General features: G+C 71.8%; 14 protein-coding genes and 1 pseudogene. 7 read left to right on the forward strand and 8 right to left on the reverse strand.

Features of this window, described 5'->3' with window-relative positions:
* The first annotated feature begins 28 nt into the window (after nt 1–28).
* Nucleotides 29–2,188, forward strand: coding sequence for an SLC26A/SulP transporter family protein (locus tag ACO2TI_RS08065; RefSeq protein WP_423283398.1), 2,160 nt, complete (start codon nt 29–31; stop codon nt 2,186–2,188).
* Nucleotides 2,189–2,197: 9 nt separating this feature from the next.
* Here the strand turns inward: ACO2TI_RS08065 and ACO2TI_RS08070 are convergent, their stop codons facing one another.
* The 5 genes from ACO2TI_RS08070 to ACO2TI_RS08090 are packed head-to-tail and all read right to left on the reverse strand — an operon-like array spanning nt 2,198 to nt 5,593.
* Nucleotides 2,198–2,791, reverse strand: coding sequence for a GNAT family N-acetyltransferase (locus ACO2TI_RS08070; protein WP_423283400.1), 594 nt, complete (start codon nt 2,789–2,791; stop codon nt 2,198–2,200).
* On the reverse strand, nt 2,785–4,143 hold the full coding sequence (locus ACO2TI_RS08075) for a glycerate kinase type-2 family protein (protein ID WP_423283401.1): 1,359 nt from the start codon (nt 4,141–4,143) through the stop codon (nt 2,785–2,787). The genes ACO2TI_RS08070 and ACO2TI_RS08075 overlap by 7 nt, the downstream gene beginning before the upstream one ends.
* A 7-nt stretch (nt 4,144–4,150) precedes the next feature.
* Nucleotides 4,151–4,756 carry a cysteine hydrolase family protein gene (locus tag ACO2TI_RS08080; RefSeq protein WP_423283402.1) on the reverse strand — a complete coding sequence of 202 codons (606 nt, stop codon included), beginning with the start codon at nt 4,754–4,756 and terminating at the stop codon, nt 4,151–4,153.
* Entirely contained in the window at nt 4,753–4,947 is a 195-nt protein-coding gene (locus ACO2TI_RS08085) for a DUF6496 domain-containing protein (protein WP_423283404.1), read from the reverse strand. Before ACO2TI_RS08085 ends, ACO2TI_RS08080 begins: the two co-directional genes overlap by 4 nt.
* Before the next feature lie 25 nt (nt 4,948–4,972).
* Nucleotides 4,973–5,593, reverse strand: coding sequence for a hypothetical protein (locus ACO2TI_RS08090; protein WP_423283406.1), 621 nt, complete (start codon nt 5,591–5,593; stop codon nt 4,973–4,975).
* Nucleotides 5,594–5,800: 207 nt separating this feature from the next.
* Between ACO2TI_RS08090 and ACO2TI_RS08095 the strand changes: the two are divergent.
* Both ACO2TI_RS08095 and ACO2TI_RS08100 read left to right on the forward strand, forming a co-directional pair.
* Nucleotides 5,801–7,459: pseudogene (locus ACO2TI_RS08095) on the forward strand (AMP-binding protein).
* A gap of 25 nt (nt 7,460–7,484) precedes the next feature.
* Nucleotides 7,485–8,162, forward strand: a complete 678-nt coding sequence (locus ACO2TI_RS08100) for a glutathione S-transferase family protein (protein ID WP_423283407.1) — start codon at nt 7,485–7,487, stop codon at nt 8,160–8,162.
* Nucleotides 8,163–8,166: 4 nt separating this feature from the next.
* On the opposite strand, the gene ACO2TI_RS08105 is transcribed toward ACO2TI_RS08100, so the two are convergent.
* Nucleotides 8,167–8,853, reverse strand: a complete 687-nt coding sequence (locus ACO2TI_RS08105) for a Crp/Fnr family transcriptional regulator (RefSeq protein ID WP_423283409.1) — start codon at nt 8,851–8,853, stop codon at nt 8,167–8,169.
* A gap of 211 nt (nt 8,854–9,064) precedes the next feature.
* On the opposite strand from ACO2TI_RS08105, the gene ACO2TI_RS08110 reads away from it, so the two are divergent.
* A complete protein-coding gene (locus ACO2TI_RS08110; RefSeq protein ID WP_423283411.1) occupies nt 9,065–9,358 on the forward strand; it encodes a hypothetical protein in 294 nt (97 codons plus the stop codon).
* Nucleotides 9,359–9,371: 13 nt separating this feature from the next.
* On the opposite strand, the gene ACO2TI_RS08115 is transcribed toward ACO2TI_RS08110, so the two are convergent.
* Both ACO2TI_RS08115 and uraH read right to left on the reverse strand, forming a co-directional pair.
* Nucleotides 9,372–10,574 (reverse strand): urate hydroxylase PuuD, encoded by a 1,203-nt coding sequence (locus tag ACO2TI_RS08115; RefSeq protein ID WP_423283413.1) that lies wholly within the window; start codon nt 10,572–10,574, stop codon nt 9,372–9,374.
* Nucleotides 10,575–10,590: 16 nt separating this feature from the next.
* Complete coding sequence (uraH, locus tag ACO2TI_RS08120) at nt 10,591–10,944, reverse strand: hydroxyisourate hydrolase (protein ID WP_423283414.1); 354 nt, start codon at nt 10,942–10,944, stop codon at nt 10,591–10,593.
* A 104-nt stretch (nt 10,945–11,048) separates the two neighbouring features.
* On the opposite strand from uraH, the gene ACO2TI_RS08125 reads away from it, so the two are divergent.
* Genes ACO2TI_RS08125 through uraD form a run of 3 tightly spaced genes read left to right on the forward strand, consistent with a single transcriptional unit; the run spans nt 11,049 to nt 14,618 of the window.
* Nucleotides 11,049–11,783, forward strand: coding sequence for a GntR family transcriptional regulator (locus ACO2TI_RS08125; RefSeq protein WP_423283416.1), 735 nt, complete (start codon nt 11,049–11,051; stop codon nt 11,781–11,783).
* A gap of 2 nt (nt 11,784–11,785) precedes the next feature.
* Nucleotides 11,786–12,733, forward strand: coding sequence for an allantoinase PuuE (gene puuE / locus ACO2TI_RS08130; RefSeq protein WP_423283418.1), 948 nt, complete (start codon nt 11,786–11,788; stop codon nt 12,731–12,733).
* A 4-nt stretch (nt 12,734–12,737) separates the two neighbouring features.
* Nucleotides 12,738–14,618 carry a 2-oxo-4-hydroxy-4-carboxy-5-ureidoimidazoline decarboxylase gene (gene uraD, locus ACO2TI_RS08135; protein WP_423283420.1) on the forward strand — a complete coding sequence of 627 codons (1,881 nt, stop codon included), beginning with the start codon at nt 12,738–12,740 and terminating at the stop codon, nt 14,616–14,618.
* Nucleotides 14,619–14,621 lie beyond the last annotated feature (3 nt).

A 14,621-nucleotide genomic window follows, 5' to 3' on the forward strand; every position in this document is an offset into this window, starting at 1 on the left:
CGAACGGCTGTCGACCACCGGGACCGCCTTGTCGAGCGCGCTGACGCATGCGCCCGAGAACGCGGCCTACGGCCTGATGGCGCTCGCGCCGCTGGGCGCCACCTTCAGCGCTTCGGCGATGGCGCTCGCCCTCTTCGGCGCTGCCATCGCTTGCGCGGTGTCCTCGCTGGCCGGCGGCGGGCGCTTGGCGGTCGATGCCGGCGCGGCGCTCGCCTTGCTGACCACCGGCCTGGTTGCCGCACTGCTGCCGCTCGTGCCCGGCCCGGCGACCGAGGCGCCGGCCCAGGTGCTGGGGCTGGTCGCGCTGGGCATCGCGGCGGGCGGCGTGCTGACGGCCCTGTTCGGCCTGCTGCGCATCGGCGCTCTGGTGAAGTACACGCCGCAGCCGGTGCGCGCCGGCCTGGCCACCGGCGTCGGCCTGCTGCTGATCGGCAGCGCCTCGACCGCCGTGATGGGCCACGGCTTCAATGCCGGCTTGGCCGAGCTGCCGGTCCATCCGCTCGCGCTGGTGGTCGGCCTCACGGCCCTGGCGCTGACCTGGATCGGCGAACACCGCCACTGGCGCGTGCCGCCGGTCGTGCTGGCGCTGGGCGTCGCGACCGCGCTGCAGGCGGCCTTCGCGCACACCTGGCTGCGAGACAGCCTCGGCCCCACGGTCGGCGTGCCGCAATGGCCGCCGTTCTGGTTCGGCGCCAGCGTCGGCGCGCAACCGTGGGGCGCGCTGCTGGGCAACCCGGCCGTGCTCGCGCTGCTGGGAGGCTATGCGCTGACGGCCGCGCTGGTGATCAGCCTCGACGCGCTGCTGGCCGCCTCGCTGATCGACGGCCGGCTGCGCCGAAGCCGCAACGCCAATCGCGAGCTCGTCGCGCAGGGCATCGCGAACCTCGCCTCGGCCGCGGTCGGCGGCCTGCCGGCATCGCCCGCGATCCCGGCCTCGACCGGCCTGGTGACGCGCTCGCCGCAGCAGCGCCACATCGTGCTTGCCTACGCCGCCGCGCTGCTGGGCGTGCTGCTGCTCGCGCCCCAGCTGCTGGGCGTGCTGCCGGTCAGCGCGGTGGGCGGCGTGCTGGTGGCGCTGGGCCTGTCGATGGTGTCGTCGAGCCTGTGGCTCACGCCGCTGGAGCTGTGGCGCCAGCGGCGCGACGGCGACGGGCAACGCCAGCGCGACCTCGGCGCGAACTGGCTGGTCACCGTGGTCGTTGCGCTGTGCTGCGTGGCGCAGGGCCTGGGGCTCGCGGTGCTGGTCGGCGCCACCTTCGCGGTGCTGCTGTTCGTGCGCTCCAACCTGCGCGACGTGGTGCGCCTGGTGCGCCGCGGCGATCAGTGCCGCTCGCTGAAGACGCGCTCGCCGGCCGTGAGCGAGGCGCTGCGGCGCCACGGCCAGCGCCTGGCCGTGCTCGACCTCGAAGGACCGCTGTTCTTCGGCACCGCCGACGCGCTGCGCGCCGAGCTGCAGGGGCTGGCGCCGCAGGTCGACACCGCCATCCTCGACCTGCACCGCGTCGGCGAGCTCGACGTCACCGCCGCGCGCATCCTCGGCGAAGCGGCCGAGGACTGGCAGCGCATGGGCAAGACCCTGGTGTTCGCCGAATGGGACGCGCAGGACCCGCGCCGCGCGACCATGGCCGCGGTGGCGCGCAGCGAAGGCCTGGCCGTGCCGCGCTTCGACGACGACGCCGACGCCGCGCTCGAGGAAGCCGAGGACCGCCTGCTCGAACAGCTGCACATCGAGCGCCCGGACGACCAGTGCCTCGCGCTGGCCGAGACCATGATCGCGCGCGGGCTCACAGCCGACGAGCTCGAGCTGCTCGCCGCGGAGCTGACGCAGCACGAGTTTGCGAAGGGCCAGGTGCTGTTTCGCGTCGGCGATCCGGGCGACGCGATCTACATCAGCCTGCGCGGCGAGATCGGCCTGCGCCTGCCGGGCACGATGCGCCGGCTGGTCTCGTTCGCGCCCGGCGCGTCGATCGGCGAGATGGCGGTGCTGGGCGGCTCGTCGCGTTCGGCCGAGGCGGTGGCCGAGTCCGATGTCACCGCGCTGGTGATGTCGCTCGAGTCCTTCCAGCGCCTGACGCAGCAGCACCCGGCGCTGACCGCCAAGCTGATCACCAACATGGCGCTGCACCTGGCCGACCGGGTGCGGGTGCTGACGTCGGACCTGGCGTCGCGGGTGGCGCCGGCCGCGTGAGCGCGGCGCCTACGGCAGTGCCGACGCCGGCCGGTCGCGCGGCACCACGCTCAGGTAGTCGTCCACCCCGGCCGCGCCCAGCGGCTTGACGAACACCCGCAGGTCGTTGACGCGCTGCCCCATCGGCACGCCATCGCGCCGACGCACCTCCGCGTAGCCCATCTTCTCCCAGAAGCGCTCGGCCTTCGCGTTGCCGATCACCGCGCCGAGGCGGATCCACTGCGCGCCGCTCGCGCGCATCCAGCCTTCGAGCGCGGCGTACGTCTGCTGCGCGACGCCGCTGCCGTGCAGGCGCGAGGCGACGATGAACAGGCCGATGTGCCACACGCCCGGCGCGAGGAAGTTGCCGAGCACCGAGGCCATCGCAACCAGCTCGCCGGCGACGTCGCGAAAGCCCAGCAGCCACACGCCCTCGTAGGGCATGTCTTCGGGCGGCCGGTCGTCGAACTCCTGCCGCGCCTCGTCGGGGCGCGGCGGCTCGCCGCAGACCGCATGAAAGTACTCGGGATTGGCCTCGAAGAAGGCCTGCAGCGCCGGCAAGTCGGCCTCGGCCAGCACCTCGCAGCGAAAGCCTTCATGGCTGGGCAAGGCAGCGGTCAGCATACGAGCACCCCCCGGAAGTCGTTGACGTTGGTGAAGGTCGGCCCGGTGACCACCAGGTCGCCCAGCGCCGAGAAGAAGCCATAGGCATCGTGGCGGTCGAGGTGGTCAGCCACCGACAGGCCGAGCGAGCGAGCGCGCGAAAGCGTGTCGGGCGCGACGATCGCGCCGGCGTTGTCTTCGACGCCATCGATGCCGTCGGTGTCGGCCGCGATCACGTGCACGCCGGGCTGGCCCGCGAGCGCTTGCGCGCAGCCGAGCAGGAACTCGCCGGCGCGCCCGCCGCGGCCGAGCTTGAGCCCTTCGCGCCGCTGCACCGTCACCGTGGTCTCGCCGCCGGAGAGGATCACGCACGGCGCCTTGAACGGCTGGCCGCGGTGCGCGACCTGGCGCGCCAGCGCCGCGTGCAGCGCGCCGACCACGCGCGACTCGCCTTCGATCTCGTCGCTCAGGATGTGCGCCTCGAGGCCGTGCGCGCGGGCCAGCGCCGCGGCCGCCTCCAGCGAGGCCTGCGGCGCGGCGATGAGCTTCACCTCGTGGCCCGCGAAGCGCGCGTCGCCGGGCTTGGGCGTCTCGAGCGTGCCGTCTTGCAGCGCAGCGCGCGCGGCGGCGGGCACGTCGATGCGGTAGCGCTCCAGGATCGCGAGCGCGTCGGCGCAGCTGGTGGCGTCGGGCACCGTCGGGCCGCTGGCGATCACCGCCGGCTCGTCGCCCGGCACGTCGGAGATCAGCAGCGTGACCACGCGCGCCGGCGCGCACATCGCCGCGAGCCGCCCGCCCTTGACGGCCGAGAGGTGCTTGCGCACGCAGTTCATCTCGCCGATCGCGGCGCCGCTTTCGAGCAGCGCGCGGTTGATGCGCTGCTTGTCGTCGAGCGTGAGGCTGCCGCCCGGCCCGTCGTCGCCCCAGCGCGCCGGCTGCGTGAGCAGGGCCGAGCCGCCGCCGGAGATCAGGCACAGCACGAGGTCGTCGGCCGTGAGCCCGCGCGTGAGCTCCATCAGCCGGCGCGTGGCGGCCAGCCCGGCCGCGTCGGGCACCGGATGCGCGGCCTCGACCACCTCGATGCGCCCGGGCCGCGCGCGGTGGGCCGCGGGCACGTGGTCGTAGCGCGTGATGACCAGGCCCGACAGCGGCGCCTCCGCCGGCCACAGCGCGTCGACCGCCGCGGCCATCGCACCGCCGGCCTTGCCGGCACCGATCACCAGCGTGCGGCCTTTGGGCGGCGGCGGCAGGAAGTCGGCGATGACCTCGGCGGGCTGGGCGCGGGCGACGGCGGTGTCGTACAGCGCGCGCAGGAAGCCGCGCGGGTCGCGGCGGGGATCGGGGGCGGCAGCGGAGTGCAGTGCGGCGGTCATGCCGCGATCATCGCAAAGTGCCGCCGGCCGCCGTCGTGCGGCACTTGAGCGCCTCGCGCATCCAGGCCAGCGCGGCATCCTTGCGCTCGGCCGATTCGGCCGCCGTGCAGTCCTCGGGCACCCACAGGCGGTAGCCGTGAACGTAGGCATCGGCCGCGCTGAACTGCACGCACAGGTCGGTGGCCAGGCCGGCGATCACCAGTTCGCGCGCGCCGATCTGTTCGAGCAGCTGGTCCAGCGGCGTGCCGTAGAAGGCCGAGTGCCGCGGCTTGAGCACCGCGAGATCGTCGCGGCGCGGCGCCAGCAGGCGCACCAGCGCCGCCGCCGGCCCGCCGCTGCGGCGGCAGCGCGCGATCACACCGCGAAAGTCCGATTGCCAGTGGCCGAAGTTGTCGTTGACGTAGATCGCCGGCACGCCCTGCTGCGCAAGCCGGCGCTTGAGCGCCGCGGTGCAGCGCGCGGCCGCGACCGCCGGCGCAGCCAGGTCCTCGGCGCCGTCGAACTGCAGCGGGTTGATCAGGTCGACCAGCAGCAGCGCGACGCGCGAACGCGGCAGCGCCGGCGCGAGCACGCCCTGCGACGCGCGCCGGGCCTTGGCGGCGGCCGCTCTCAATGGCTGCGCGAGCCCTTCTTGGGCGGCGGCACCTTGGCGCCGGCCTTGCGCGCCTCGGACAGGCCGATCGCCACCGCCTGCTTGCGGCTCGTGACCTTCTTGCCCGACGTGCCCGAGCGCAGCGTGCCGTGCTTTTGCTCGTGCACCGCCCGCTCGACCTTCTCGGACGCCTTCTTGCCGTACTGGGCCATGTCGTTCTCCCGTTCTGGCGTCGCGTCAGCGCTGCCGCTTGAGCATGCGCTCGCGCGACTGCTCCGCGCGCGACGCGCCGATCGCCGTCTCGACCTGCTTGACCTCCTCGGGCGGCGGCAGCACGGCCGGCATGCCGAGCGCGTCGATCCACAGCTCGCGGCACCAGCCTTTGGAGTGGAACAGGTGGTGGTCCTCGTCCTTCATCACCTCGTCGTGCGCCTTCTTCAGCACTTCGGCGGCGCGCCCGCTCTGGCGCTCGGCGAAGTGGCCGAGCAGCTGCCAGTTCAGGTGGTCCTTGGTCTCGGCCAGCACGACGCACTCGCAGGCCACGCGCTCGGCCGCGCTCGGCGTCGCGCGCGTCTGGGCCATGCGCATCGCCTCGACGAGCGACTGGCCGAGATGCGCGACCACCTCGCAGCCCGGCGTGCGCGCGCCGGCGTCGAGCCCCAGGTCCTCGAACACGCCCAGCAGCACCTCGTGGTGCGTGCGGGTCTGCTCGAGGTACTCGCCCCATTCCTTCTTCAGGTCCTCGTTCTGGGCGCATTCCAGTGCCGCTTCGTAGATCTGGATGCCGCCGGCCTCGGTCTCGAGCGCCTCGTACAGCAGTTCCTGCAGCCGTTGCGCATCCGTCGCCTTGGATCCCATGGGTATGCCCCTTTCGATGGTTGATGCCGCGCCGACGCGGCGGCGGCGTGGCCGGCTCGGGCAAGGGTCGTTCCCGCAGCGCGGCCGGCGCGGCGCCTCGCCACGGTTTCTCTAGGAGAAACCCTGGACTGTCCGAGCTCTGACAGTTCATCGCCGGGCGGGCTGCTCCACTGGGCGCCACAGCACGCTGCGCATGGAGACAACCGCATGAGCCCCACCGCGTTCTCGAACGGCCTCGACCGCAACCTCGCCAACCACGTTCCGCTGAGCCCGCTCGGGTTCCTGGACCGCTGCGCCGATGTCTATCCGCAGCGCGTCGCCATCGTCCACGGGCCGCAGCGCCAGACCTGGTCGCAAACCCGCGAGCGCTGCCGCCGGCTGGCGTCGGCGCTGGTCGGGCGCGGCGTGCGGCGCGGCGACACGGTCTCGATCCTGGCCCCCAACACGCCCGCCATGCTGGAGGCGCATTTCGGCGTGCCGCTGTCAGGCGCGGTGCTCAACGCGATCAATTGCCGGCTCGACGCGCCAGGCGTCGCCTTCATCCTGCGCCACGGCGAGGCCAAGCTGCTGCTCGTGGACAGCGAGTTCGCGGCGCTGGCGGCGCGCGCCGTCGCGCTGCTCGAGCACCCGCCGCTGGTGATCGGCATCCACGACGCGCTGGGCCCGCAAGGCGTGTCGATCGGCGCGACCGACTACGAGTCGCTGCTGGCTGAAGGCGACCCCGCGTTCGCCGGCGTGCCGCCGGCCGACGAATGGGCGCCGATCGCGCTGAACTACACCTCCGGCACCACCGGCGATCCCAAGGGCGTGGTGGCCAGCCATCGCGGCACCTACCTGATGAGCCTGCTGCAGTTCACCAGCTGGCCGCTGCCGCGCGACCCGGTCTAGCTGTGGACGCTGCCGATGTTCCACGCCAACGGCTGGTGCTTCACCTGGGCCATCACCGCGGCGGCCGGCACCCACGTCTGCCTGCGCAAGGTGACGGCGCCGGCGATCTTCGAGGCGATCGCCGAGCACGGCGTCGATCACTTCTGCGCCGCGCCGACCGTGATGGCGATGCTCACCGATGGCCCGGCACAGGGCCGCGAGCCGCTGCCGCGCCGCGTGAGGGTGCTGACCGCGGGTTCGCCGCCGCCAGCGGCGGTGCTGGAAAAGGTGTCGGCAATGGGCTTCGAGGTGGACCACGTGTTCGGCATCACCGAGGTCTGCGGCACGCCGGTCAGCTGCGCCTGGCAGCCGGCCTGGAACGAGCTGCCCGCGGGCCAGCGCTCGCGCCTGCAGTCGCGCCAGGGCGTGCGCGCCGCGGCGCTCGAAGGGCTGATGGTCGCGGACGCGCAGACGCTGCAGCCGGTGCCGCACGACGGCCGCACCGCGGGCGAGATCCTGATCCGCGGCAACACGGTGATGATGGGCTACCTCAAGAACCCGGCCAGCACCGCGAAGGCCTTTGCCGGCGGCTGGTTCCACACCGGCGACATCGCGGTCGTCCATCCGGACGGCTACCTGCAGATCACCGACCGCGAGAAGGACATCATCATCTCGGGCGGCGAGAACATCTCGTCGGTCGAGGTGGAGGACGTCTTGCACCAGCATCCCGCCGTGCTCGGCGCGGCCGTCGTGGCCAGCCCCGACGACAAGTGGGGCGAGGTGCCCTGCGCTTTCGTCGAGCTGCGGTCGGATGCGGCGTCGGTGAGCGAGGCGCAGCTGGTCGAGTTCTGCCGCGAACGGCTGGCGCACTTCAAGTGCCCGCGGCAGGTGCGCTTCCTCGCCTTGCCGAAAACCGCGACCGGCAAGATCCAGAAGTTCCGCCTGCGCGAGCTTGCCGGCAGCCGCGAGGCGATCACGCGGCTGGCCGGCGAGGCATGAGACCAGGGCCAGGACGACCATTGCGATGACGATCACCCTTTATCACTGCATGAGCGCGCGCTCGTTCCGGCCGCTGTGGATGCTGGAGGAACTGAGGCTGCCCTACCAGCTCAAGATGCTGGCCTTCCCGCCCCGGCTGACGGCGAGCGCCTACCTCGAAGTCAATCCGCTGGGCACGATCCCGGCCTTCCTCGACGGCGCCACGCGCATGACCGAATCGGCCGCGATCTGCCAGTTCCTCGCCGCGCGGCACTCGCCGCGGGCGCTGAACGTGGAGGTCGACGAAGCGGACTTCGGCGCCTACCTGAACTTCCTGCACTTCGGCGAAGCGACGCTGACCTTTCCGCAGACGCTGGTGCTGCGCTACGGCCGCTTCGAGGCCCCCGAGCGCCAGCAGCCGCAGGTCGTCGAGGACTACACGCGCTGGTTCCTGTCGAGGCTGCGCACGCTCGAGCCGCTGCTCGCGGCGCAGGCCTTCGTCTGCGCCCGGCGCTTCACGGCGGCCGACATCTCGGTCGGCTACGCCCTGATGCTGGCCCAGCACATCGGACTGGAGGCCTCGTTCAAGCCGGCCGTGCGGGCCTACTGGGAGCGGCTGCAGCAACGCGAGGGCTTCGCGCGCGCGCTGGCCGCGCAGGAGCGCGCCGCGGTCGAGCAGGCGGTGCCGGTGATGCACGTGGCCACCGCCACCGGCCCGTTCTGAAGCCTCAACCCGTCTGGGCGGCCCGCTGCAGGCGGGCCAGGTCCAGCACTTCCACGCGCCCGTAGCCGACGCGGATCAGGCCCGACTCCTGCAGCTCCTGCAGCGAGCGATTGGTGATCTGGCGCGACAGCCCGCTCAGCCGCGCGATGTCCGATTGCGAGATCGCCAGCTTGGGCGAGGTGTTCGGATAGAGCTGCGGGTTGAACAGCTCCGACAGGCAGTACGCGACCCGCGCGGTCGAGTCGTTCAGGCGAAAGTTCTCCACCAGCGCGACGTAGTGCGCGAGCCGCGCATTGAGCTGGTCGATCAGCCAGCGGCTGAAGGCCTGGCTGCCCTCCAGCAGCTCGAGGAAGACCTGGCGCGGCACGAACACCACCACGCTGTCGCGGATCGCGATCACCGAGTACGGACGCGGTTCGCCCTTGAGCACCGCGCCTTCGCCGAACCAGGCACCGGAGGGCACGCCGGCGAAGGTGGTGGTGCGCCCGTCCGACGCGATGGTCTCGAGCTTGAGCATGCCTTCGGCGACGCCGAGCCAGTGCTGCGCCGGCGAGTTGCGCACGCAGACGGTCGCGCCGGCCGCGAAGCGCGACGTGGTGGCTTCGTTGCGCACGCGCCGCAGCTGCTCGGGCGACAGCGCCGTCGCCCACGGGGACGCGGCCAGGAACGCGCTCGTCGGTTCGTCGGTCACGGTGAAGGCGGTGATTGCGGTCGACCGGGACGAGGATTCTCTTCGAGGGATCTCGCAGACGATGAGACTCAACCTGCTCTACGCCAGTTTGTGCGGCGCAGCAAGGTTGCCGCTATACTAGGGTTATCCCTTACCAGGGATGTCGGCTACCCGTTGCGGGACTGCCGGTCGCCCGACCGGCCGCCATCCACGACCTGTCCACGGAGTACCCATGAACCGCATCCAAGCCTTCGCCGCCGCCATCACCCTTGCGCTCGGCCTGACCACGACCCACGCCTCGGTGCTGGGCAACGAAACGACCGCCGTCGCGAGCCGCGCCGAGGTCTACGACGTGTTCCACGACCGCGCCACGGACTTCGTGTTCGTGAAGCTGCCCCAGGGCTGGGCCTTCGCCGGCCGCGACGGCGGTCTCGCGTCGCACGAGGTCTTCCACGACGCCGCCACCGGCTTCGTCTTCGTGAAGCTCTCCGGGGGCTGGAAGTTCCTCGGCCGCAACGTGGCCTGAGCCGCCGGGCGGTTCAGCGCGTCGGCGCGCCCGCCTCGAACCAGCGCCCGATCAGGGCGCGCTCCGCCTCGGTGATCTGCGTCGCGTTGTTCAGCGGCATGAGCTTTTGCACCACCGCCTGCTGGTAGACCTGCTGCGCGTGCTGCGCGATCAGCTCGGGCGTGTGCAGCGCGACGTTCTTGTTGGCGAGCTGCGCGTTGTGGCACATCACGCAGCGCTGCTCGATCACCACCCTCACCTGCGCAAAGCCCGGCGGCGCGGCCTGCGCCGCGGCCGACGTCGGTGCCGGCTTGAGCCACACGGCCACGGCCGCCAGCAGCAGCGTCCCAGCGATCGCAAAGCCCCACGGCGCGGGCCGGCCCGCAACCTTGCGCTGGTGGCGCGCGACGAAGAAGTGCCGGATCAGCGCGCCCGCCAGCATCATCAGCGCCAGCACCAGCCAGTTGTGCCGGTGGCCGTAGAGCGTGCCGTAGTGGTTGCTGAGCATCGAGAACAGCACCGGCAGCGTGAAGTAGGTGTTGTGCACGCTGCGCTGCTTGGCGCGCTGGCCGTGGACCGGATCGACCGGCTCGCCGGCCTTCATCTGCGCGATCACCTTGCGCTGGCCGGGAATGATCCAGAAGAAGACGTTGGCGCTCATCGCCGTGGCCATCATCGCGCCCACCAGCAAGAACGCGGCGCGCCCGGCGAACAGCTGGCAGGCCAGCCATGAGGCGAACACGACCACCAGCGCGACGAGCACGCCGACCGCCTTGTCGGCCGCGGCGCCCATCATGCGCAGGCTCACGCGGCAGATCGCGTCGTAGACCAGCCAGAACACGGCCAGCAAGCCCAGCGCCGCCGCGATCGCCGCGGCCGGCGACCACGCGTGCACGCTCTTGTCGATGAGGAACGTGCCGGCGTTGAAGAGGTACAGCACCGTGAGCAGGCCGAAGCCGGTCAGCCAGGTCGAGTAGCTCTCCCAGTAGAACCAGTGCAGGTGCTCGGGCAGCGCCTTGGGCGCGACGAGGTACTTCTGCGGGTGGTAGAAGCCGCCGCCGTGCACGGCCCACAGCTCGCCGCTGACACCCTTGTCCTTCAAGGCCGAGTCGGTGGGCGGGGTAAGGCTGTTGTCGAGAAAGACGAAGTAGAACGAGGAGCCGATCCACGCGATCGCGACGACCACGTGGGCCCAGCGCAGCAGGAGGTTGGCCCAGTCGAGGAGGTAGGCGTCCATCTGTATACAGACTGGCTCACGAACCGCGGTAGGTCGAATACGCCCACGGGCTCGCCAGCAGCGGCACGTGATAGTGCGCCGACGCATCGGCGATGCCGAAGTCCAGTGGCACCTCGTCGAGGAAGGGCGGCTCGGGCAGCGCGGCACCTCGGGCACGGAAGTAGGACCCCACCGAAAACACCAGCCGGTAGCGGCCCGGCAGCAGCGCGGCGCCCTCGAGCAGCGGCGCGTCGGCACGGCCGTCCTGGTTGAGCGTGAGGGTCTTGACCGGCTCGGCGCCGTTCGCGCCCAGCCGATAGAGCGCGACGGCCATGCCCGCGGCCGGTGAGCCGTGCATGGTGTCGAGCACGTGGGTGGTGAGCTTGCCCATGCGGAACTCCGTGGCGCGAACTGCAGGTTGAACGCGCGGGTTGAAAGCGCGGGTTGAACTTCGCGGCAAAGTGTATACAGTCCAGAACACAAAACAAGCTGCCGATGGCCGCCGCCCCTCGCCCCGCCCCCCGCTCGATCGCCGCGCGCCGCCGCGCCCCGGCCACGGCCGGCGTGACCACCACCGAGCGCATCGTCGAGTCGCTCACCACGGCGATCGTCGAGCGCCGGCTGATGCCGGGCACCAAGCTGGTCGAGCAGAAGCTCGCCGACATCTTCAAGGTCTCGCGCACCCTGGTGCGCCAGGCGCTGATGCAGTTGAGCCGCGACAAGCTCGTGACGCTGTCGCCGGCGCGCGGCGCCTTCATCGCCACGCCCAGCGTCGAGGAGGCGCGCGAGGTGTTCGAGGCGCGCCACCTGATCGAGTCGGCGCTGATCCAGCGGCTGGCCAAGAGCATCACGCCCGCGCAGGTGGCCGAGCTGCGCGAGCACCTGCGCGAGGAGCGCGCCGCGGTGCAGCGCACCGACGTGCCGGGGCGCACGCGGCTGCTGGCGGACTTCCACGTCGTGCTGGCGCGCATGCTGGGCAACCACACGCTGGCCGAGCTGATCGAGGACCTGCTGTCGCGCTCGTCGCTGATCTCGCTGATGTACCAGTCGGCCCACTCGGCCGAAGCCTCGTTCGCCGAGCACGTGGCGATCGTCGACGCGCTCGAGAAGCGCGACGCCAAGGCAGCGCTCAAGCTGCTCGAGGCGCACCTGCACAACGTCGAGCACAACCTGCGGCTTCATCCGCGCGTGCCCGATCTCGAAACGGCGCTCAAGCCGCTGGCGCAGTGATGATGAACACCCCCACCTACCCCCGCGACCTGCGCGGCTACGGCCGCCTGCCGCCGCACGCCCACTGGCCCGGCAAGGCGCGCATCGCGCTGCAGTTCGTCCTCAACTACGAAGAAGGCGGCGAGAACAGCGTGCTGCACGGCGACGCCGGCAGCGAGCAGTTCCTCTCCGAGATGTTCAACCCGGCGTCCTACCCGGCGCGGCATCTCAGCATGGAGGGCATCTACGAGTACGGCTCGCGCGCCGGCGTGTGGCGGCTGCTGCGCGAGTTCGAGCGGCGCGGCCTGCCGCTCACCGTGTTCGGCGTCAGCATGGCGCTGGAGCGCTGCCCGGAGGTGACGGCGGCCTTCGTCGAGCTCGGCCACGAGATTGCCTGCCACGGCTGGCGCTGGATCCACTACCAGAACCTCGACGAGGCCACCGAGCGCGAGCACCTGCGCCGCGGCATGGAGATCATCGAGCGCCTGACCGGCGAACGGCCGCTGGGCTGGTACACCGGGCGCGACAGCCCCAACACGCGACGGCTCGTGGCCGAGCACGGCGGCTTCGCCTACGACAGCGACTACTACGGCGACGACCTGCCGTTCTGGCTGCAGGTGAAGAAGAGCGACGGCACGCTCGCGCCGCACCTGGTGGTGCCCTACACGCTCGACTGCAACGACATGCGCTTCGCGCTGCCGCAGGGCTTCTCGCACGGCGACGAGTTCTTCGAGTACCTGCGCGACAGCTTCGACGTGCTCTACGCCGAGGGCGACGAGGCGCCCAAGATGATGAGCATCGGCATGCACTGCCGCCTGCTCGGCCGCCCCGGGCGCCTGCGCGCGCTGCAGCGCTTTCTCGACCACGTCGAGCGCCACGACCGCGTCTGGGTCGCGCAGCGCATCCAGATCGCCGAGCACTGGCGCGCCACGCACCCGTTCGACCCGGCCACGGCCTTCGTGTGGAGCTGATCCCATGACGCTCACGCTGGACGCACTCAACGCCGCCGGCGACGACGAGTTCGTCGCGCTGCTCGACGGCATCTACGAGCGCTCGCCGTGGATCGCGCGCGCGGCGGCAGCCAAGCGGCCGTTCGCGACGCTGGCCGCGCTCAAGCGCGGCCTGGTCGAGGCGGTACGCGAAGCCTCGCGCGATGCGCAGCTCGCGCTGATCCGCGCCCACCCCGAGCTGGCCGGCAAGGCCATGGTCGCCAAGACGCTGACCGCCGAGAGCACGAACGAGCAAACCGCCTCGGGCCTCACGAACTGCAGCCCGCCGGAGTTCGCGGCGCTGCAAAAGCTCAACGCCGACTACAACGCGAAGTTCGGCTGGCCCTTCATCCTCGCGGTGCTGGGCCCGCGCGGCAGCGGGCTTTCGCGCGCCGAGATCATCGCGACCTTCGCGCGCCGGCTGGACGGTCACCCGGACTTCGAGTTCGCGGAGTGCCTGCGCAACATCCACCGCATTGCCGAGCTGCGGCTGAACGACAAGTTCGGCCACGCGCCGGCGCGCGGCAAACGCGTGTGGGACTGGGCCGAGCAACTGGCCGCGCACAGCGACCCCGGCTTCAAGGAGCAGGGGCAGCTGACCGTCACCTACCTGACCGACGCGCATCGCGCCTGCGCCGCGCAGCTGGCCGCGTGGATGCGCGAATGCGGCTTCGACGAGGTCTCGACCGACGCGGTCGGCAATGTCGTGGGCGTCTATCACGGCGCCGAGGCGGGCGCCAAGCGGCTGCTCACGGGCAGCCACTACGACACCGTGCGCAACGGCGGCAAGTACGACGGGCGCCTGGGCATCTTCGTGCCGATGGCCTGCGTGCGCGAGCTGTCGCGCGCCGGACGGCGGCTGCCGTTCGGCATCGAGCTGGTCGGCTTCGCCGAGGAGGAAGGCCAGCGCTACAAGGCGACCTTCCTCGGCTCCGGCGCGCTGACCGGCGGCTTCGATCCGGCCTGGCTCGAGCAGGTCGATGCCGACGGCGTCGCCATGCGCGACGCGATGCGTGGCGCCGGCCTGCCGGCCACGCTGGAGGCGATCGGCGCGCTCAGGCGCGATCCGTCGCGCTACCTCGGCTTCGTCGAGGTCCACATCGAGCAAGGCCCGGTGCTCGACGAGCTCGACCTGCCGCTGGGCATCGTGACCTCGATCAACGGCAGCGTGCGCTATGTCGGCGAGGTGATCGGCATGGCCAGCCACGCCGGCACCACGCCGATGGGCCGGCGCCGCGACGCGGCCTGCGCGGTGGCCGAGCTGGCGCTGTTCGTCGAGCGGCGCGCCGCCGCGGTGCCCGATGTGGTCGGCACCGTCGGCATGCTCGAGGTGCCGGCCGGCTCGATCAACGTGGTGCCGGGACGCTGCCGCTTCAGCCTGGACCTGCGCGCCACGACCAACGAGGCACGCAACGCGCTGGCCGCCGACGTGACCGCCGAGCTGAAGCGCATCTGCGACGCGCGCGGACTGCACTTCAGGCTCGAGCGCACGATGATCGCCGCCGCCGCGCCCAGCGCGCCGGCGTGGCAGCAGCGCTGGGAGCGTGCCGTCGAGTCGCTCGGCCTGCCCGTGTTTCGCATGCCCAGCGGCGCCGGCCACGACGCGATGAAGCTGCACGAGGTGATGCCGCAGGCCATGCTGTTCACGCGCGGCCAGAACAGCGGCATCAGCCACAACCCGCTGGAGTCGATCACCGCCGACGACGCCGAGCTCGCGGTGGCGGCGTTTGCGCGTCTGCTCGACGAGTTGGAAGCAGGCGCCTCGTCGCTCCCTCTCCCGCGTGCGGGAGAGGGCGGGGGTGAGGGCTTCGGCTCGACCCCTCACCCCAACCCTCTCCCCGCAAGCGGGGCGAGGGAGCCTCGCTGACCA

It is taken from the genome of Caldimonas sp. KR1-144, from assembly GCF_049446155.1.
Taxonomy (GTDB): domain Bacteria; phylum Pseudomonadota; class Gammaproteobacteria; order Burkholderiales; family Burkholderiaceae_C; genus Rivibacter.